Origin of the sequence: Streptomyces alboflavus (assembly GCF_000716675.1) — a bacterium.
In the GTDB taxonomy this organism is placed as follows: Bacteria; Actinomycetota; Actinomycetes; order Streptomycetales; family Streptomycetaceae; genus Streptomyces; species Streptomyces alboflavus.
The window spans coordinates 147,011-167,090 of the sequence record NZ_JNXT01000001.1; the positions used below are offsets into that span (position 1 = coordinate 147,011).

The following is a 20,080-nucleotide window of genomic DNA, read 5'->3' on the forward strand; positions in this document are numbered from 1 at the left end:
CGCGGGACGGGCGGGGTCACAGCGTGCTGTCGCCGCCGTCGGCGTCGGACCAGGAGTCATCGAAGGGGTCCGCGAAACCGCCGTCGTAGCCGTCCGGGCCCGTCGTCAGGTCGGTGTCGGTGGCGTCGGTGGTGTCTGTGCTGTCCATGGCGTACGGGTCGTGGGCCGTCGCGAAGCCGCTCGCCGCGTACGTGCCGTGGTCGTCGTGGGTGTCGTGCGTCCCGTGGTCGGCGGCGGACCCGTCGTGCGGGCCCGGGTCGTCGAACCAGCCCTCGGCCGCCGACACCGCCTCCTTCGTGCCCCAGGCCGCCGCCCCGGCCGCCACCGCGCCGCCCGCCACGACGAACGTCCCTCCCCAGCACGCCTGATGCTCCGGTCGCCCGCCGCGGGAGACGGGCCCGCGATAGGCGGGGACCAGGCCGCGGACCGCCCCCGGAGCGGGGACGTACACCCAGCCGCGGGACCGGAAGCCCTTGCCGGGCACGCTCACCTCCAGCGGGGCGAACTGCTCGGCCGCGGGATCCGTGGAGAGCTGGGTGACGACGTCCTGGTACAGGTCGTCGGTGACGGCGAGCGCGAGATCGCTGTCCGTGCGCGCGCCGAGCGCCGCCCGCAACTGCGGGGAGTCCAGGACGCGGCAGGCGTGCACCACGGCGGCCCCCACGAACCCGGTGGCCGCCTCGTGCACGAGCCCCTGCGCCAGGGAGGCACGGAGCCGGATCCGCCCGCCCGCGCCGGGCCGCGCGTTGAGGCGGTGCAGAGCGCTGCGCAGTCCTCGTACCGCGCTCGGCAGCACGTGTCCCTCATCGATGCCCGGCGGCAGGACGAGGAGCTGGCCGTCCCCGCTGTCCTGGCGCGCGCAGCGGGCCGGGTCCACCTCGGCGACGCGACAGGTCTGCAGCATCGCCCACAGCAGCCGGTCCTGCACGTCGACGGCGGCGGGGCTGCGGCGCCCGCTGTACTTCTCGACGTCCACGACGAGGCACAGGCGGCGCACACCGGGAACCAGCCGGTCACGTCCGGGCATCGCACCGCTCCCTCGGGGGTGACGGAGGCTTGAGGGGAACCTGTCGCCGCACCCGCCGCGGACTCCCTCTCCTGAGGGAATCCGCCCGCGCACGACGGCCTACGCTCACGGATGTGGGCACGACCCGTACCCACGCGAGGGGGAGTCGGTGACCGCCCGTCCCCGGGGCCGGTCCTACGGGGGCACGGGGACGGGCGGCACAGGCACCCCCCTCAGTACGAACCGTGGTCGCTGTCGAAGTCGGCATCGTCGTCCGCGAGGTCGCTCAAGTCATCGCCCGTGGCGCCGAGTCCGGCGGTGCCGCCGTAGCCGTCGGCGGAGCCGTGGTCGTCGTGGCCTTGGTCGTACGTGTCGTACGTGTCGTACGCGGCGTGGTCGTCCGGTGTGTGGCCGTCGACCCCGGCGACGTACTGGGACACCGAGGTGTAACCGGTGCCGTCCGCCGCCTCGATGACGTCGCCCTCGGTCAGCAGGCCCTCGTCCCAGGTCTGTTCATGCTCGGCCATGGGTCCCCCTCCGGTCGCGGACATGATGGCGCCCGCGCACAGGGTCGTCGAGCAAAACAGCAAAAATCAGTCAAGGGGGAGCCATGGCGGGCACAATAGGCCCCCCTGTGGGCCACGTCACATCGGGCCGTGGGGGTGCGTCGGACCGTAGGGGTGCGGGACCGAGGGGGGGTGCGTCCGATGGGGGGCGCGGAGTCGGAGTGCGAACTGGCCGCGGCGGCCGAAACGTTGCTCACCTGCGCCGTCGCCGCCGACGGCGGCGACGAGGAGACCGCGCCGCTGGCGCGCGCCCTGCGCAGGGCCGCGCGACGGCTGGCCCCGCCGCTGCGGCTCGCCGTGGCGGGCCAGATCAAACGCGGCAAGTCGACCCTGGTCAACGCGCTCCTGGGGGAGGAGGTCGCCCTCACCGGGCAGCTCGAACTCACCTACACCGTCAGCGAGTTGCACTACGACGAACAGCGGTCCGTCACCGTCCACCATCGGGACGGGACGAGCCGGGCGCTGCCCGCGGCGGAGTTCCGGCGGATGACCGCCCGCGCCGACGACGCGGCGACCCTGCTCGGCGACGTGACCCGGGTCGAGTACGGCATGCCCAACCACCTGCTGCTGTCCTTCCGGCTCGCGGACACCCCCGGGCTCGGCAGCGTGCACGGCCTCGACTCCCGCGGGACCCAGGACTACCTGGGCATCTCCGCCTTCGCGGGGGAGGCGGAACAGGTGGCGCTGCGGCAGGCGCTCGCGGCGTCGGGCCGCACCGCGCAGGACGTGCACCGCGACAGCGCGCGGGAGATCGAGCGCGCCGACGCCGTCCTGTACCTCTTCGACCGGGGGCTGCACGAGCGGGACCGGGCCGGCGTGCGGGACTTCCTCGGCGACGCGGGCAGCCGTCTCACCCCGCTCAACGCCTTCGGGGTACTCAGCCGCTGCGACCAGCAGTGGCCGCCGGGCAGTGATCTGCCGGGCGACCCCGACCCGCTCACCTGGGACCCGATGGAGGTGTCGGCGCGGATCGCCGAGCGGTACCTGGAGCGGCCCGAGGTGCGCTCCCTGTTCTTCACCGTGCTGCCCGTCTCCGGACTCCTCGGAGCCGGGGCCCGCCTCCTCACGGACGAGGAACTCGGCTACCTGGACGACCTGCGCGGCGCCGAACCGCGCGTCCTGGTCCGGCGGTTGCGGGACGCGGGCCGGTTCACCGGGGCGCGGGAGCTCAAGGGCGTCCCGCTGCCGGCCGTGGCGCGCCGGGCGCTCGTGGAGCGGCTCGGCATCTGGGGTGTCCACCTCGCCTGCGGCGCGCTCCGGGACGGGGCCACGGAGGAGCAGCTGCGGGCCCGCCTCCTCGCGGCCAGCGGAGTGGAGCGGCTGCGGGACTTGATCGTCCGGCACTTCGGCAACCGCGCCGCCCTCATCAAGCTGGACCACGGGGTGCGTGCCGCCGACAAGGAGATCGCGCGGCTGCGCCGTGCGGCGGGCGCCGAGGGCCGCCGTCCCGGGGCTGTCGCGGGCGGTGTGGCCGCCGACCTCGAGCGGCTGCGGGCGCGCACGGCGGGCTTCGCCGAACTGAACATCCTGTCCGCGCACTACCGCGGCGAACTCCGCCTGTCGGCGGACGAGACGCGTCGGCTCCTCGCGATCACCGGGGAGTACGGGACCACGCTGCCGCGCAGGCTCGGCCTGCCGGACGCCGCCTCGCACGCCGAACTCCACGCGGCCGCCCTGGCCGCCGTGCACGCCTGGGCGACGCGGGAGCAGGACCCGACGCTGGACCGGCACTCCCTCCTGGCGGTACGGGCGGTGCGGCGCAGCTGCGAGCGGCTGCTGCACGGGCTGCGCACCTCCGGGGACGACGGGAGTGCCCACCCGGGCCGCACCCGCGCGGGCCGCCCGGACCTGGCCGCACCTGGACCGCATCGGGAGGTACGAGAGGGATGACGGAACGCGGGGAGTACGGCGAGCGCGACGAGCGCCGCGAGCCTGGCGGGCGCCGTGAGCGGGACGCGAGGGGCTGGGCGGGCCGGTCCCGCTGGCCGGTGGGGCGCCGGTCCCGCACCGGCCCACGGCCCGAAGTGGCGCCGAGGGAGGCGACGCCCAGGGGGACGGGGCCGACCGAGCCGGGGCCGACTGAGCCGGGGCCGACCGAGCCGAGGCCCGGAGAACCGAGGCCCGGAGAACCGGGGTCCACGAACGTGGGGTCCACGGACCCGACCCCGGCCGACGCGCTGCGCACTGACGCGCTACGCACCGAAGCCCTGCGCGCGGAGGTCGCCCTGGTCCGACTGCGCCTGGACCACGCGCTCGCCGAGGTCCGGGACAACGAGGAGAGCATCGCCCTGCGCGACGCCCGCATCGCCGAGCTGGAGGCGGAGCTGGGCGAGCGCGCCGAGGAGAGCGCCGAACTGCGTGCCGAGCGCGACGCGGCGCGGACCCGCGCCGCCCGCGTGGACGCGCTGGAGCGGGCGGCCGAGCGGACGCCCGCCGTGGTGGGCGAGTTGATACGTACCGCCGACCAGCTCACGGACCTGCGGGAGACCGCGGTGGGCAGGCAGACCGACCCGGCGGTGCTGCTGCGCTGGCTCGACCGGCGCGTGGCCGCGCTGCTGGCCGCGACGGACACCGAACCCGTGGCGGACACGGGTCTGGTGGCCGCCGGACACCACGACGTGCTGGAACTGCGCGGGCCCACGGAGCCGGAGCCCCGCGCCGGCGTCCCGCGGCACCGGATCGTGGAGACCGTCCGCCCGGGCTACCGCCGCCGCGGCCGCATGCTGCGCCCCCAACAGGTCATCGCCGAACAGGTCATCGCCCAACAGGCCGTCGGGGAGCAGGTCGTAGGGGAGCAGGTCGTCGGCGAAGCCGAGCACACGCCGGGCACGGACGACGCCCCACCGCCGACCGCAACAGCGCCGAGGAACGACGCAGCGCCGAGGAACGACGCAGCGCCCAGGAACGACACAGCGCCGAGGAACGACACCGCACCGACCGACGACACCGCACCGCACTGATCCACCACCGCTCAAGCGTCACCGGGCGGGCGCTGACGGGGTGCCCGCCCACCGCAGAAGCCCCGGGGGGACCGGGGAGGGGGAGGCACAGCCATGTCCGCACAGCGGAACGGAACGGCACAGCCGAACGGCAACGCACTGACCTACGGCATCGACCTCGGCACGTCGAACTCGTCCATCATGGTGGGCAGGCCCGACGGCACCGTCGTCCGCGTCGGCGACCCGCTGTCCGGAGTCGCCGCGATACCGACGAGCGTCTGCCTGGGGCCCGAGGGACAGCTCCTGGTGGGCGCGGCCGCCGAGTACGGCAAGAGGCTGCGGCCGTTCGACTACCGCAGCGAGTTCAAGCGCGACATGGGCGAGACGACGCCGTCCCCGCTCGGCGACCGGTCCTGCACGCCCCTCGAACTGGTCGCGGAGGTGCTGCGGTTCCTGTGCGGCCTCGCCGCGGACGCCGCACCGGGACGGCCCGAGCGCGTCGTCATCACCGTCCCCGTGACCTGGGAGGCGGCGCGCCACGAGGACATGCTGGCGGCCGCGGAACAGGCGGGAATCGCCCGCGACACGGTGCGGCTCGAGACCGAACCGGAGGCGGCCGTCCGCGCCGCGCTGGCCGGTGCCGTCCAGGGCCCCGGCACCTTCCTGGTGCACGACCTCGGCGGCGGCACCTTCGACTGCGCCGTGGCCCGCAGGCTCCCGGACGGCTCGTTCACGGTCCTGGGCAGCAAGGGGCTCGACGACGTCGGCGGCGCCGACCTCACCCGGGGAGTGGTGCGGCTGCTGCGGGAGCGGTTCCCCGAGCAGGTGGCGGAGCTGCTCGAAGGACCGGCCCACCGCAGCGACGTACTGCGCCGCCGCATCGGTCTCTTCGACATGTGCGAGACCGTCAAGATCAGGCTGTCCGTGGACCGGGTCTTCGAGGACTGGGTGACCGAGCTGCGGCCCCCCACGGAACTGACGCTCGCCCGCGAGGAGTTGGAGGAAGCGGTGCGCCCGCTCCTGGAGCGGACCCTGGACAGCTGCGAGGAACTCCTGGGGGACGCCGACCTGTCGTGGGCGGACGTCGACGAGGTGATCCCGGTCGGCGGCGCGGACCGGATGCCACTGGTCGGGGCGCTTCTGGCGCGGCGTTCGCGGCGCACCGTGCACACACTGGAGGAACCGGAGCTGGCCGTGGTCATGGGCGCCGCGCTCGCCGCCCGCGGTCAGCTCCTTGAGGAGGCCGCGACCCGCCGTGCCGAGAAGGAGCGCAAGCGCCGCGAGAAGGCCGAGCGGCAGCGCGAGGAGCAGGAGCGGGCCGAGCGGCGCCGCCGCGAACGCGAGGAACGGGAGCGGCGCGAGCGCGCGGCGGCCGAGGCGGCGGCGGCCGTCGTGAGGGACGCGGCGGCGGACGTCGCGGCCTCGTCGCCCGAACCGACGCCGTCTTCGTCCGCCTCGTCGTCGGGGCTGTCCTCCTTCGAGCCGGAGCAGACCGCTGTGGGCGGCTGCGTGGGATTCCTCGTGGGGGGCGTGGGCATCGGGCTGCTCAGCGCGATCGTGGGCGCGGGCGACCCGGCGGACGGTCTGTACGTCCTCTTCGGCCTCATCGGTGCCGTCGTCGGCGCCGTGGCCCTGGGCAAGAAGAACTGAGCGGCAGAGGACAGGAAAGCAGAGGACAGGAAAGGGGAGAGGCAACCATGTCGAACACCTCTGGCGCCGCGCCCGGGACCCCGGGCGACACCGTACGAACCGAACTCGACCGCGTGCGCGAGGACATCCTCGCGTTCTTCCCCGCCGTGCTCGGCCTCTTCGACGACGAGGGCGCCCCCACCAGGCGCCGCGTCCTCGCCGAGAGCCGGGACCGGCTCGCGTCGGAGCAGTTCTTCGTCGTGGTCTGCGGCGAGTTCCGCCGCGGCAAGTCGAGCCTCCTCAACGCGCTGGTGCGCCGCCGCCGGCTGTTCCCCGTGGACGTCGACGTCACCACGGCGGTGGTCGCCACGCTGCGCTGGGGCCCGGCCGAGCGCGCGGTGGTGTGGCCGCTGGCCGACCCGCAGCGGCCCGGCGAGCGCCCCGAACCCTTCGAGGTCCCGCTCGGCGAGGTGAGCGGGTACGTCACCGAACAGGGCAACCCGCGCAACGCCAAGGGCGTCGAACGCATCGAGATGGAGGCCCCGTTCGGACCACTGGAGTCCGGGCTCGTCCTGGTCGACACCCCCGGCGTCGGCAGCATCAACCCGGCGCACACCGCGGCCACCCGCGCGTTCCTGCCCCGCGCCGACGCGGTTCTCTTCGTGGGGTCGGCCGTCGAGCCGCTCGGCACCGTGGAGCTCGACTTCCTGCGCCACGCTCTCGCGAACTGCCCGGTGATCGTCACCGCCATCACGATGGTGGACAAGGTCGTCGACGCGGCCCCGGTGGTCGCGCGGGCGCGCGAACGCGTCGCGGGCCTCGGCGAGGTGCCCCCGGACGACCTGGTCGTGGTGGGCGTGTCGGCGCTGCGGCACTGGGACGCGGTCGAGGACGAGGACCCAGACCTGGCGGCCGAGTCGGGCTTCCCCGAGCTGGAGAAGGCGCTGTGGGGCGGGCTCGCCGACACCTGCGGGAGCGCCGCGCTGCACATCGCGCTCGACCGGCTCGACGAAGCCCTCGACGAATACGCGGCGCCGCTGGTCAACGAGGCGGCGGCGCTGCAGAGCGGCGAGGCGCTGCTCGCCGTCGAGACGGAGATCCAGGAGACCCAGGAGGCGCTGACGGCACTGCGCGCCGGCGGCAGCCGCTGGCGGCGCGACCTGCAGGACGACCTGGAACAGAGCGCACGCCCCGTGCGCAAGCGGCTCGGCGCCGCCATCGACGCGGCCCGCGACGCCTTCCGGCGCGGCTGCGAGAGCGAGGAGGCACTCAAGGACCCCGAGAGCCTGGTCCGCCGGGCCACCCTCGCCCTGGTCGAGGCCGCCGAACGCGCCCACAGGGACCTGGAGTCGGCGGTCACCGAGGTCGCCGAGCGCTACAGCCGGACGGCGGCGGTGCCCCTGACCGCGCAGGTGGCCGGGTCCTCCCTCACCGTGCCGAAGACCTCGGCGGCCGAGCTCACCGCCGACGAGCAGGGCGGCACCCGGGGCTGGTGGCGCGCCCGGATGGCCTGGGCCGGCGGTGAGGCGGGCGGCGGCATGGGGCTGCTCGCGGGAGCCGCCATCGGCAGTGTCGTGCCGGTCATCGGCACCGCCGTGGGCGCGATCATCGGGGGCGTGCTCGGCCATATCGCGGGCTGGTTCGGCGGCAGGCAGCAGGCGCGGGCCGAGGAGGAGGACCGGCGTGGGCGGCAGCTCGTCGCCCGGCTCAGGGAGCGGGTCCTCCCCATGCTGGAATCCGGCCGCCGCCAGGTGGACCAGGACTTCGGCGGGCAGCTCAGGGACTGCTCACGGGCGCTCGCCCGCGCCCTGGAGGACCAGTTGAACGCCCAGGCCGACGTCCTCGCCGAGTCCGTACGACGCCTCCAGGAGACCCGGCGCGGCACCGCCAGGGAACGCGCCGAACGCCTGCCCGTGGTCCGGCGCAGGCTGGCGGAGGTCGACGGGGTGCGGCGCCGCTCCCGTGCGCTACGCGAGCGCGTCGTGGGCCTCGGCGCCGGGCCGCGGCCAGGGTCGGGGTGAGCGGCGCCACGGGCGAGCCGCGGTCGGCGCGGCGCCCGCCGGGCACGGGGCCCGGGTGGGCGGCGGGGAGTCTGCTCGACACCCTCGACGCCGTCGACCGCGACGCGCTGCTGCGCCTCGGCACCCGGCGCCACTACGCGGACCAGGACGCGTTGATGATCGCGGGCGGCGTCGGCGACGCGGTGTTCGTCCTGATCGACGGCGTCGTGGTGGTCACCGGCGCGACCGGGGACGGCGAACCGGCGCTGCTCGCGATCCGCCCCGCGGGGGAACTGGTCGGTGAGATGGCCGTCCTCGACGGGGAGGGCCGCACCGCCGACGTCGTCGCGGCGGGACCGGTCACGGCCCTGCGCATCTCCCCGGGCACCTTCATCGCCTATCTGCACGCGCACCCCGCGGCGCAGCTCCAGGTGCTGCGCAGCCTGGTGCGCAAGCTGCGGTCGGCGACGCGGCGCCGGATCGAGACCAGCGGCTGCGACGCGCGCCGCCGCCTGGCCCGGGTGCTCTTCGAGCTGGTGGCCGAGTACGGACGACGGCAGCGCGACGGGACGATTCTGCTGGAGATCTCGCTCAGCCAGCGCTCGTTGGGCAGCCTGGCGGGCGTCGCGGTGTCCACGGCGGAACGCCTGCTCGCGGAGTTGCGCGCCGCGGACGTCCTCAGCACGGGCTACCGCAGGCTGGTGGTCCGGGACCCGGACCGCCTGACGGAGCTGTGCGGCCTGCCGCCGCCGGGCTAGCCGTCGCCGTCCGGCCGTGCGGCCCCTCTCAGGTCGCGTCCAGCGTGACCGTGAACGAGAACCGGTCCCCGCGATAGTGGATCCGCGCCACGTCCAGGGCCCGCCCCTGGTCGTCGTACGTGATCCCCGTGTAGTGCAGGATCGGGCTGAGCAGCGGCACTTGGAGGAGGCGGGCCGTCTCGGGGTCGGCGAGGGTGGCCTCCACGGTGTCGGTGATGCGGGAGATCGCCACGCCCACCACGTCCCGCAGGACCTTCGTCATCGGCCACCGCTCCAGGTCGGCGGGGTCGACGCGGTCGGCGAGGTCGGGGCGGATGTGGTTGCGGGCGTGGTTGGTCGGCTCGCCGGTCTTGGTGTCGCTGCGCAGGCGGTGGTACGTGGCGACGCGGTCCACATCCGGGAAGTACTCGGCGAGTTCGGCGGGCACCGGCTCCTGCCCCTGGGACAGGAGCTTGGTGTCCATGCCGGACTGCTGGGCCACGATCGCGTCCACCGAGCCGAGGAGCCGCACCGGCGAACCGCGCTGCACCCCGGGCTCGATGAACGTGCCGCGCCGCCGGTGCCTGCTGATCAGGCCCTCGTCCTCCAGCTCCTTGAGGGCCTGGCGCATGGTGAGCACGCTGACGCCGTAGTGCCCCGCGAGCTGCTCCTCGGTGGGCAGGCGCAGCGGGGCGTCGGGCGCCCGGCCGAGTATCGAGGCGCGCAGTGACTGCGACACCTGATACCAGAGCGGAAGCTTTCGGTTCAGGACGATCGAGTCCGGGGCGAAAGCGGTCACGTGGAACTCCGTACTCCGGTGGCGACGCGGGCAGCGGCCGGAAGTGATGCCACTACGGCCGGAAATGACGCTCCAGACCCTGCCACACGTCGTCATAGCCGCGCTGCAGGTGTCCGGCCGTCGCCGCCTGCTCGGTGGCGGTGACCGGCCAGCGGGTCTCGAACATGAAGGCGAGGCCGTCGTCGATGCGCTGCGGCTTCAGCTCGGCGGCGCTCGCCTTCTCGAAGGTCTCGTGGTCGGGTCCGTGCGCGGACATCATGTTGTGCAGCGAGCCGCCGCCCGGCACGAAGCCCTCCGCCTTGGCGTCGTACGCGCCCTCGATCAGGCCCATGTACTCGCTCATCACGTTCCGGTGGAAGTACGGCGGCCGGAAGGTGTCCTCGCCGACCAGCCAGCGCGGCGCGAACACCACGAAGTCGACGCCCGCGAGGCCCGGGGTGTCCGACGGGGAGGTGAGCACCGTGAAGATCGACGGGTCCGGGTGGTCGTACGAGATGGTGCCGATGACGTTGAAGCGGCGCAGGTCGTACACGTACGGGACGTGGTTGCCGTGCCAGGCGACGACGTCGAGGGGGGAGTGGTCGTAGGTCGCGGCCCACAGGTTGCCGCAGAACTTGTTGACCACCTCGACGGGGCCGTCGGCGTCCTCGTACGCCGCGACCGGGGCCTTGAAGTCCCGTGCGTTCGCGAGGCCGTTGGCGCCGATCGGGCCGAGGTCGGGGAGCTGGAAGGGCGCTCCGTAGTTCTCGCACACGTACCCGCGGGCGCTCTCGTCGAGCAGCTCCACGCGGAAGCGGACGCCGCGCGGGATCAGGGCGACGTGGCCGGGCTCGGCGTGCAGCAGGCCGAACTCGGTGCGCAGGAGCAGGCCGCCGTGCTCGGGGACGATGAGCAGCTCGCCGTCGGCGTCGCTGAACACCCGGTCCGTCATGGAGGAGTTGGCGTGGTACAGGTGCACCGCCATGCCCGTGCGCTGCGTCGCGTCGCCGTTGCCGCCGAGGGTCCACAGGCCCGCGAGCCAGTCCGTGCCGGGCGCGGGCTCCGGCAGCGGGTTCCAGCGCAGCCGGTTGGGGTCGGGGACGGACTCCGTGAAGGGTGCGGTGCGAATCGCGCCGTTGTCGACGCGCGTGAACGCCGGGTGCGCGGCCGAGGGACGGATGCGGTACAGCCAGGAGCGGCGGTTGTGGGCGCGCGGCTCGGTGAACGCGGTGCCGCTGAGCTGCTCCGCGTACAGGCCGAGGGGGGCGCGCTGGGGCGAGTTGCGGCCGTGCGGCAGGGCGCCGGGCACGGCTTCCGAGCTGTGTTCGTTGCCGAAGCCGCTGAGGTAGCCCAGCCCCTCGGCGGTCTTGCGTGCGTGGTCCCTCGGGTCGTCCCCGCTCATCACAGCTCCCTCGGCTTTCCGGCCGGTGATCCCGACCTGATTCCTATGGAACACCGTAGGATTCGCGATTTCCCAGCGCAAGAGGATCCATGAAATGTGAACAGTGCTCTACTCTCCCGGGATGCAGGACCGCAGCGCCTTCGAGCCCTCGCCCGCCCCCGCCGCCGAGTCCCCGCCCGCCCCCGCCGCCCTGCGCCGCGCCCCCGTCCAGCGCCGCAGCGCCGAGCGCCTCACCCGCATCCTCGACGCCTGCGCCGACCTCCTCGACGAGACCGGCTACGAGGCCCTGACCACCCGGTCCGTCGCCGAACGCGCGGGCGTCCCCATCGGCTCCGTCTACCGCTTCTTCGGCAACAAACGGGCCCTCGTCGACGCCCTCGCCCACCGCAACCTGGAGCGCTACGCCGAACGGGTCACCCGGCGCCTGGTGCCGGTCGCGCAGGGCGACTGGCGCGCCGCCCTCGACGCGCTCCTCGACGAGTACCTCGCCATGAAGCGCACCGCCCCCGGCTTCGCCCTCGTCGACTTCGGCACCCAGATCCCCGTCGGCGACCCCGGCGCCGCCCCCAACCACCGTGTCGCCGACCACCTCGCGGCGCTGCTCTCCGATCACATCGGGCGCGCCCCCGACCCCGCCCTGCGCCGCGCCTTCCTGGTCGCCGTCGAGACCGCCGACGCCCTGATCCGCCTCGCCTTCCGGGTGGACCCGGCCGGGGACGAGGCGATCGTGGGGGAGGCGCGGGCGCTGCTGCGGGCCTATCTGGCGGGGGTGTTGGACTGAGCGGGGCGGGTCGGCGGGGATCGTGGGCCGGGCGGGGCGGCGGAGGTCTAGGGGTGAGCCGGGGTGCTGGGCCCGGGTGAGGGTGCCGGACCCGGCCATGACCCTCGCCACCATGCATACCGGTCGGTATGCTCGCCTCGTCCGTGCGCCGAAGCCGCCACGGCCGCAGCCCCGGCCGTTCTGGAGGACCCATGCCCCGCACCGCCCTGCGCGTCTGCCCCCTCTGCGAAGCCACCTGCGGCCTCACCCTCACCATCGAGGGAACCGAAGTGGCCGGCGCGCGCGGGGACAAGGACGACGTGTTCAGTCGCGGCTTCATCTGCCCCAAGGGCGCCTCCTTCGGCGCGGCCGACAGCGACCCGGACCGGCTGCGGCGACCCCTCGTACGCCGGGAGGGGCAGCTCGTGGAGGCGAGTTGGGAGGAGGCCTTCGACGCCGTCGCCGCGGGCATCCGGCCGCTGGTCGAGCGGTACGGGCCGCACGCGGTCGGCGTCGTGCTCGGCAACCCGAACGTGCACACCGTGGCCGGCGCCCTCTACCCCCCGCTGCTGCTCGCGGGCCTCGGCACCCGCAGCCTGTTCACGGCAAGCACCCTCGACCAGATGCCCAAGCACGTCTCCAGCGGACTGCTCTTCGGCGACGCCCTCGCCATCCCCGTGCCCGACCTGGACCGCACGGACCACCTCCTGATGCTCGGCGCCAACCCGCTGGACTCCAACGGCAGCCTGTGCACCGCGCCCGACTTCCCCGGCAGGCTCAAGGCGCTGCGCGCCCGGGGCGGCAGGCTCACCGTGGTCGACCCGCGCCGCACCCGCACCGCGAAGCTGGCCGACCGGCACGTGGCGATCCGGCCCGGCACGGACGCGCTGCTGCTCGCCGCGATGGCGCAGGTCCTGTTCGCGGACGGCCTGGTCGCGCCGGGGGCGCTCGACGGGCAGGTCGTGGGGGTCGAGCAAGTCGCCGACGCCGTACGGGACTTCACGCCCGAAGCCGTCGCCGACGCCTGCGACGTGCCGGCCGCCACCATCCGGGACCTCGCCCACGATCTTGCGGGCGCGCCCACGGCCGCCGTCTACGGCCGCGTCGGCGCGAGCACTGTGGCCCTCGGCACCCTCACCTGCTGGCTCGTCGACGTCCTGAACGTCCTCACCGGCAACCTCGACCGGCCCGGCGGCGCCATGTTCCCGCTCTCCGCCACGGACCGGGCCCGGCGCCCGGCCGGACCCGGCAAGGGCTTCGCGCTGGGGCGCTGGCGCAGCCGCGCGGACGGGCACCCGGAGGCGAAGGGGGAGCTGCCGATCGCCGCGCTCGCGGCGGAGATCGACACGCCTGTGCGCGGGGTCGGCGCGGGGCGCGACTCGGCGGACGGCGCCCGGGACGGCGGCGGCTCCCTGGGTGGCGGCGCGGGCGGCGGTCCCGTGGACGGCGGCCTGGGCGAGAGCCCCCTGCGCGCCCTCATCTGCATCGCCGCCAACCCCGTCCTCTCCGCCCCCGACGGCGACCGCCTCGACAAGGCCCTGGAGTCACTGGACTTCATGGTCAGCGTCGACCCGTACCTGAACGAGACCTCACGCCACGCGCACGTCGTCCTGCCGCCGCCCCCGCCTTCGCAGAGCCCCCACTTCGACTTCGCCCTCAACGCGCTCGCCGTGCGCAACCAGGTCCGCTACAACCGCGCCGCCGTCCCCCTGGAGGCGGGCCGGATGGCGGAGTCGGAGATCCTGGCACGCCTCGTGCTCGCCGCGATCGGCATGCATGGTGCCGATCCGGCCGCCGTCGACACCCTCGCCGTCGACCGCACCCTCGGCAAGGCCGTCGCCGATCCGCACACACCCGTGCACGGCCAGGACCCCAAGGAACTGGCCGGCCGGCTCACCGGCGAGAGCGGGCCCGAGCGGCGCCTGGACCTGATGCTGCGCCTCGGCCCGTACGGCGACGGCTTCGGCGCCGACCCGGAAGGCCTCAGCCTCCAGCGCCTCCTCGACCACCCCCACGGCATCGACCTCGGCCCTCTTCGGCCCCGCCTCCCCGAGGTCCTGAAGACCCGCAGCGGACGCGTCGAACTCCTTCCGGGGCCGATCGCCGACGACCTGCCGCGCCTCGCCCGCGCCCTGGACGAGTCCCGCACCCCGGACGGGTCCCCGGCCGGACTCGTCCTGGTCGGTCGCCGCCATCTGCGCTCCAACAACAGCTGGATGCACAACGTCCCCGCCCTCGTGGGCGGCACCAACCGCTGCACCCTGCACGTCCATCCCGACGACGCCGTCCGCGCGGGCCTCGAAGACGGCGGGCAGGCCCGCGTCACCGCCGCCGGCGGCGAGATCGCCGTGCCCGTCGAGGTCACCGACGCGGTGCGCCCCGGCGTCGTGAGCCTGCCGCACGGCTGGGGCCACGACCGGCCCGGCACCCGGCTGAGCGTGGCCGCAGCCGACCCGGGGGCCAACGTCAACCAGCTCCTGGACGGCACCCTCCTCGACCCGCTCTCCGGCACCGCCGTGCTCAACGGCTTCCGGGTCACCCTCGCCCCGCTGCCCGCCACGCCGTCGTAGCAGAAACCCGCTGACCTGGAGTTTTGCGCTTATTGCTCGCATGTCAACGTCTTGTTAACGCTGGAGAGCCGGTCCTACGGTCATCCGAACCGCCAGACCTGGTGGTAGTTCGATGGTGAACGATAGGTAGCCCCCATGCTGACAATCCTCGGATTCGTCATGATCGCCACCTTCCTGGTGCTGATCATGATGAAGAAGATGTCGCCGATCGCGGCACTGGTGCTCATCCCCGCGCTGTTCTGCGTCTTCGTAGGAAAGGGCGCCCATCTCGGGGACTACGTCCTCGACGGTGTGGGCAACCTGGCCCCCACGGCCGCGATGCTCATGTTCGCCATCGTGTACTTCGGCGTCATGATCGACGTGGGCCTGTTCGACCCGATCGTCCGCGGGATCCTGCGCTTCTGCAAGGCGGACCCGATGCGGATCGTGGTCGGCACCGCCGTGCTCGCCGCGATCGTCTCCCTCGACGGCGACGGCTCCACCACCTTCATGATCACGGTCTCGGCGATGTATCCGCTCTACAAGCGGCTGAAGATGAGCCTCGTCGTGATGACGGGTGTCGCCGCCACCGCCAACGGCGTGATGAACACGCTGCCTTGGGGCGGCCCCACGGCCCGCGCGGCCACCGCACTGAAGGTCGACGCCGCCGACATCTTCGTCCCCATGATCCCGGCACTCGCCTGCGGATTGCTCGCCGTCTTCATCCTGTCGTACGTTCTCGGCCTGCGGGAGCGCAGGCGGCTCGGGGTGCTCTCGCTCGACGAGGTCCTGGAGAGCGAGACGCGGGCCGGGGAGCCGGTGCTCGTCGCCGCGGGCGGCGAGGCGGAGGACGGCGGGCGCGTCAGCTTCGACAAGGGCGGCTCCGCCGGGGCCGGTTCGGGCTCCTCCGGTGCGGTCGCCCTGGGCGGCGGGGCGGGTGCCGACGCCGTCGGCAAGGCCGACGCGTCCGGTCCGGCCGACGCGGACGCCGACGCCGATGACGACGACGGCTTCCAGGGGCTCGACCCCGACCGCCCCACCCTGCGCCCCAAGCTCTACTGGTTCAACGCGGGCCTGACGGTCCTGCTCCTCACCGCCATGATCATGGAGTGGCTGCCGATCCCCGTCCTGTTCCTGCTCGGCGCGGCCCTCGCCCTCACGGTCAACTTCCCGCACATGCCCGACCAGAAGGCCCGCATCGCCGCCCACGCCGAGAACGTGCTCAACGTGACCGGCATGGTCTTCGCCGCCGCCGTCTTCACCGGCGTCCTCACCGGCACCGGCATGGTCGACTCCATGGCCGACTGGCTCGTCTCCACCATCCCCGACGGCATGGGCGGGCAAATGGGCCTGGTCACCGGCCTGTTGTCGATCCCGCTCACCTACTTCATGTCCAACGACGGCTTCTACTTCGGCGTCCTTCCCGTGCTCGCCGAGGCGGGCCAGGCGCACGGCGTCTCCCACCTGGAGATCGCCCGCGCCTCCATCGCGGGCCAGGCCCTGCACATGTCGAGCCCGCTGGTGCCCGCCGTGTACGTCCTCGTGGGCATGGCGAAGGTCGAGTTCGGCGACCACACCCGGTTCACCGTCAAGTGGGCCGTGCTGACCTCGCTGGTGGTGCTCGGCGCCGGAATCCTCTTCGGCATCATCTGATGCCTCGGTACGGGGTCCGCTGATGCGGTCGTACGGGCGTCCGCGCGGCAAGGGCCCGCAGGCACCGGGCCCGGGCCCGGTGCCGCCCGGCAGGGGCTGGCTGCTGCGCCTCGTCATCGCCTTCGCCTTCGCGCAGGGGGCGGTGTCGATGGCGCGGCCCGCCGTCTCCTACCGGGCCCTGTCCCTCGGCGCCGACGAACGCGCCATCGGCGTCATCGCGGGCGTGTACGCGCTGCTCCCGCTCTTCGCCGCCGTGCCGCTCGGCCGCCGCACCGACGACGGGCGCTGCGCGCCGCTGCTGCCCTTCGGTGTCGCGCTCATCGCGGGCGGGTGCGCGCTCAGCGGCACGGCCTCGTCCCTCGCCGCGCTCGCCGCGTGGAGCGGGGTCATGGGGCTCGGCCACCTCTGCTTCGTCATCGGCGCCCAGTCGATCGTGGCCCGCCAGTCGGCGCCCGCCGAACAGGACCGGAACTTCGGCCACTTCACGATCGGCGCGTCCCTGGGACAGCTCGTCGGACCGCTCGCCGCGGGCGCGGTCATCGGCGGTGACATGGGGAGCAGCAGCGCGCTAGCCCTCGTCGTTTCGGCGGGGGTGGCGGTGACGGCGTGTGCATCGCTGTGGCGCATCGAGCACCTTCAAGCCCGTCGAGGGGGTCCCTCCCTGCTCTTTAAGAGCTTGGGGGAGATTGAGGACGAGGCGCGAAGCGCCGAAAAGGGGGATCCCAAGGGGGCGAAGCCCCCGTGGTTCGGGAAGGGGCGGGCCTGGGGCGCCCCACGAGGGACAACGCGCCCGCGCCCCACCCCACCCCCGGACAAGGTCCCCGTGGGCGGCATCCTGCGCACCCGAGGCGTACCCGCCGGGATCTTCATCAGCCTCGCCGTGCTGTCCGCGACGGACATCCTCACCGCGTATCTGCCGGTCGTCGGCGAGCACCGGGGCATCTCTCCCGCGACCGTGGGGATCCTGCTCAGCCTGCGGGCGGGGGCCACGATCGCCTGCCGGCTCGTGATGACGCCGCTGCTGCGGGTCCTCGGGCGGCGGGCGCTCATCGCCGTGACCTGTCTGCTCGGCGCGGTGCTGTGCGCCGGGATCGCCGTGCCCGTGCCCGTGTGGGCGCTCGGGCTCATGCTCGTGCTGCTCGGGTTCTGCCTCGGGGTCGGGCAGCCCCTGTCGATGACGACCGTCGTCCAGGCCGCGCCCGCGGAGGCGCGGTCCACCGCGTTGGCCTTGCGGCTGACCGGGAACCGGCTCGGGCAGGTGGCCGCGCCCGCCGGGGCCGGGGGGATCGCCGGGGTGGCGGGGGTGGGGGCGCCCTTTGTGATGCTGGGGGTGCTGTTGCTGGGGGCCGCCGTGCTGGGGCTGCGCCGGGCTTCTGGGCGTGGGCCCGGGGGGCCTGGGCCTCGGGTCGGACCCGGGGTGGGCCCGGCCGGGGTTCCTGGACCGGACCGTCAGGCCCGGTGAGACGGGGGCGCCCCCGATCGCGCTCCGCGCTCGTCCTCAAGCGCCGGACGGGCTTTCTCCCACCCGCCCGCCCATTTCCCGGCCTGGCCGGAGTGGTCGGCACTTCGCCGTGGACGGCGTGGCCCCGCCGGGCCTTCGCCGGAGTCGTCGGCACTTCAGCGTCGGACAGGCTCCGTCGCCTGGGAGTCCCGCACCCACCCACCCCCACGCCCCCGGCGCTACCGTCGGCCCCATGGACAGCGACAACCTCCTCGGGCAGTTCCTTCGGGCCCGGCGTGCGCGGGTGGGGCCCGCGGACGTCGGGATGCCGGGCGGCCTGCGGCGGCGGGTGCCGGGGCTCAGGCGGGAGGAGGTGGCGATGCTGGCGGGGTTGAGTACGGACTACTACGTACGGCTCGAGCAGGGGAGGGAGCGGAATCCCTCCGCGCAGGTGCTCGAGGCGCTGGCCGGGGCGTTGCTGCTCGAGGGGGACGCGGTCGTCCATCTGCACCGGCTCGCGGGGACCGGCGCGGGCGGGCGGCGGGCGGGGCGGGGCAGGAAGGTGGGGGCGGGGCTCGCGCGGATGCTGGACAGCTGGGCCGGGACCCCGGCCGTGGTCCTGGACCACTGTCTGCGGGTGCTCGCGCACAATCCGCTCGGCGGGGCCCTGTTCGCGGGGCACACCTACAGCGGGGACCTGGTGCGGTTCGTGTTCCTCGACCCGGGCGCCCCGGACTTCTACCCGGACTGGGACCGGGTCGCCGTGAACACGGTGGCCGCGCTGCGCGAGGGGGCGGGAGCCGACCTGAACGACCCGGAACTGACGGCGCTGGTGGGGGAGTTGTCGCTCAAGAGCGCCGCGTTCCGCGAGCTGTGGGCACGGCACGACATCCGCCGCAAGACCAGGGACACCAAGCGGTTCCACCACCCGGTGGTCGGCGACCTCACGCTGACGTACGAGTCGTTCACCGTGAACAGCGAACCGGGCCGGCAGCTGGTCGTCTACCAGGCCGAACCCGGCAGCCCCTCCGCGCACGCCCTCGCGCTGCTGGGCAGCCTGACGGCCCCGGAGCCCGCCGAGCGTTCCGGCGGCGGGGCGGCGGGGGACCTCCCGAGGAGGGGCCTGGCGGCGGAAAACTAACGGCGCTAGTTTGGGTTGCGCACGTCAGCCGCAGGTCGCGTCGGGGAGGATGGGTGGGAATGGTGCCGCATGGGATGAAGGCCCACGACGGGATGTACATCGGGGGCGCCTGGCGCCCCGCCGCGACGGGGGACACGATCCCGGTCGTGAACCCGGCCGACGAAGAGGTCATCGCCCACGTCCCCGCGGGCACCGCCGCGGACGTCGACGCGGCCGTCCGCGCGGCCCGGGCCGCACTCCCCGCCTGGTCGGCCACGCCGCCCCGGGAGCGCGCGGCGCTGATCGGCGCGATCCGCGACGGCCTGGCCGCGCGCCAGGCCGAGATCGCGGAGACGGTCACCGCCGAGCTGGGCGCCCCGCTCCGCTTCTCGGAGGCCGTGCACGCCGCCGTCCCCGTCCTGGTCGCCGGTTCCTACGCGGACCTCGCGGCCACGTACGCCTTCGAGGAGAAGGTCGGCAACTCCACGGTGTACGCCGAGCCCGTCGGCGTGGTCGGCGCCATCACGCCCTGGAACTACCCGCTGCACCAGATCGTCGCGAAGGTCGCCCCCGCCCTCGCCGCGGGCTGCACGGTGGTGCTCAAGCCCGCCGAGGACACCCCGCTGACGGCCCGCCTCTTCGCGGAGATCGTGCACGGAGCGGGCCTGCCCGCGGGCGTGTTCAACCTGGTCACCGGCCTCGGCCCGGTCGCGGGCCAGGCGCTCGCCGAGCACGACGGTGTCGACCTGGTGTCGTTCACCGGGTCCACGGCCGTCGGCAAGCGCATCGGCGCCCTCGCGGGCGCCGCCGTCAAGCGCGTCGCCCTCGAACTCGGCGGCAAGTCCGCCAACGTCATCCTGCCGAGCGCCGACCTCGCGAAGGCCGTGAACGTCGGCGTCGCCAACGTCATGGCCAACTCCGGCCAGACGTGCAGCGCCTGGACCCGCATGCTGGTGCACACCTCCCGGTACGACGAGGCGGTGGAGCTCGCCGGGGCCGCCGCCGCGAAGTACGGCGACCGCATCGGCCCGGTCGTCAGCGAGAAGCAGCGCGCCCGCGTGCGCGGCTACATCGAGCAGGGCGTCAAGGAGGGCGCCCGCCTGGTCGCGGGCGGCGCCGACGCCCCGCGCGAGCGGGGCTACTACGTACGCCCGACGGTCTTCGCCGACGTCACGCCGGAGATGACGATCGCCCAGGAGGAGATCTTCGGACCCGTCGTCTCGATCCTGCGGTACGAGGACGAGGCGGACGCCGAGGCCATCGCCAACGGCACCGTGTATGGGCTCGCGGGCGCGGTGTGGGCCGGTGACGACGCCGAGGCCGTGGCCTTCGCCCGCCGCTTGCACACCGGGCAGGTCGACATCAACGGCGGCAGCTTCAATCCGCTGGCCCCGTTCGGCGGTTACAAGGAGTCGGGCGTCGGCCGCGAACTCGGCGCCCACGGCCTCGCCGAGTACCTCCAGACCAAGTCGCTCCAGTTCTGACCCCGGCCGCCCTCGT

General features: G+C 74.2%; 15 protein-coding genes. 11 read left to right on the forward strand and 4 right to left on the reverse strand.

Annotated features, from left to right (window positions below; genetic code table 11):
- Positions 1-16: 16 nt before the first annotated feature.
- A complete protein-coding gene (locus OO63_RS41930) occupies positions 17-1,027 on the reverse strand; it encodes a hypothetical protein (RefSeq protein ID WP_051810396.1) in 1,011 nt (336 codons plus the stop codon).
- Positions 1,028-1,239: 212 nt separating this feature from the next.
- Complete coding sequence (locus tag OO63_RS00615) at positions 1,240-1,533, reverse strand: hypothetical protein (protein WP_030356149.1); 294 nt, start codon at positions 1,531-1,533, stop codon at positions 1,240-1,242.
- Between the two features lie 180 nt (positions 1,534-1,713).
- On the opposite strand from OO63_RS00615, the gene OO63_RS00620 reads away from it, so the two are divergent.
- From OO63_RS00620 to OO63_RS00640, 5 genes are all read left to right on the forward strand, one after another.
- Positions 1,714-3,462: a dynamin family protein gene (locus OO63_RS00620; protein ID WP_030356150.1), complete on the forward strand. Its 1,749-nt coding sequence runs from the start codon at positions 1,714-1,716 to the stop codon at positions 3,460-3,462.
- A gap of 254 nt (positions 3,463-3,716) precedes the next feature.
- On the forward strand, positions 3,717-4,532 hold the full coding sequence (locus OO63_RS00625; protein ID WP_030356151.1) for a hypothetical protein: 816 nt from the start codon (positions 3,717-3,719) through the stop codon (positions 4,530-4,532).
- Positions 4,533-4,625: 93 nt separating this feature from the next.
- The gene (locus OO63_RS00630; protein ID WP_030356152.1) at positions 4,626-6,161 is read left to right on the forward strand and encodes an Hsp70 family protein; all 1,536 of its coding nucleotides are present in this window, start codon (positions 4,626-4,628) and stop codon (positions 6,159-6,161) included.
- Between the two features lie 47 nt (positions 6,162-6,208).
- On the forward strand, positions 6,209-8,161 hold the full coding sequence (locus OO63_RS41935; RefSeq protein ID WP_030356153.1) for a dynamin family protein: 1,953 nt from the start codon (positions 6,209-6,211) through the stop codon (positions 8,159-8,161).
- Complete coding sequence (locus OO63_RS00640; protein WP_051810397.1) at positions 8,158-8,898, forward strand: Crp/Fnr family transcriptional regulator; 741 nt, start codon at positions 8,158-8,160, stop codon at positions 8,896-8,898. The genes OO63_RS41935 and OO63_RS00640 overlap by 4 nt, the downstream gene beginning before the upstream one ends.
- Positions 8,899-8,926: 28 nt before the next feature.
- Here the strand turns inward: OO63_RS00640 and OO63_RS00645 are convergent, their stop codons facing one another.
- A complete protein-coding gene (locus OO63_RS00645; protein WP_030356155.1) occupies positions 8,927-9,676 on the reverse strand; it encodes a GntR family transcriptional regulator in 750 nt (249 codons plus the stop codon).
- A gap of 52 nt (positions 9,677-9,728) precedes the next feature.
- Positions 9,729-11,057, reverse strand: coding sequence for a homogentisate 1,2-dioxygenase (hmgA, locus tag OO63_RS00650; protein ID WP_030356156.1), 1,329 nt, complete (start codon positions 11,055-11,057; stop codon positions 9,729-9,731).
- A gap of 121 nt (positions 11,058-11,178) precedes the next feature.
- On the opposite strand from hmgA, the gene OO63_RS00655 reads away from it, so the two are divergent.
- From OO63_RS00655 to OO63_RS00680, 6 genes are all read left to right on the forward strand, one after another.
- Complete coding sequence (locus OO63_RS00655; protein ID WP_078618724.1) at positions 11,179-11,838, forward strand: TetR/AcrR family transcriptional regulator; 660 nt, start codon at positions 11,179-11,181, stop codon at positions 11,836-11,838.
- A gap of 191 nt (positions 11,839-12,029) precedes the next feature.
- Entirely contained in the window at positions 12,030-14,387 is a 2,358-nt protein-coding gene (locus OO63_RS00660) for a molybdopterin oxidoreductase family protein (RefSeq protein ID WP_030356158.1), read from the forward strand.
- 135 nt (positions 14,388-14,522) lie between these two features.
- Positions 14,523-16,019, forward strand: a complete 1,497-nt coding sequence (locus OO63_RS00665) for a CitMHS family transporter (RefSeq protein ID WP_030356159.1) — start codon at positions 14,523-14,525, stop codon at positions 16,017-16,019.
- Between the two features lie 22 nt (positions 16,020-16,041).
- Entirely contained in the window at positions 16,042-17,481 is a 1,440-nt protein-coding gene (locus OO63_RS41215) for an MFS transporter (RefSeq protein ID WP_078618726.1), read from the forward strand.
- A gap of 232 nt (positions 17,482-17,713) precedes the next feature.
- Positions 17,714-18,601, forward strand: a complete 888-nt coding sequence (locus tag OO63_RS00675; RefSeq protein WP_030356160.1) for a helix-turn-helix domain-containing protein — start codon at positions 17,714-17,716, stop codon at positions 18,599-18,601.
- A 74-nt stretch (positions 18,602-18,675) separates the two neighbouring features.
- Positions 18,676-20,064, forward strand: coding sequence for an aldehyde dehydrogenase family protein (locus tag OO63_RS00680; RefSeq protein ID WP_030356161.1), 1,389 nt, complete (start codon positions 18,676-18,678; stop codon positions 20,062-20,064).
- Positions 20,065-20,080: the final 16 nt, after the last annotated feature.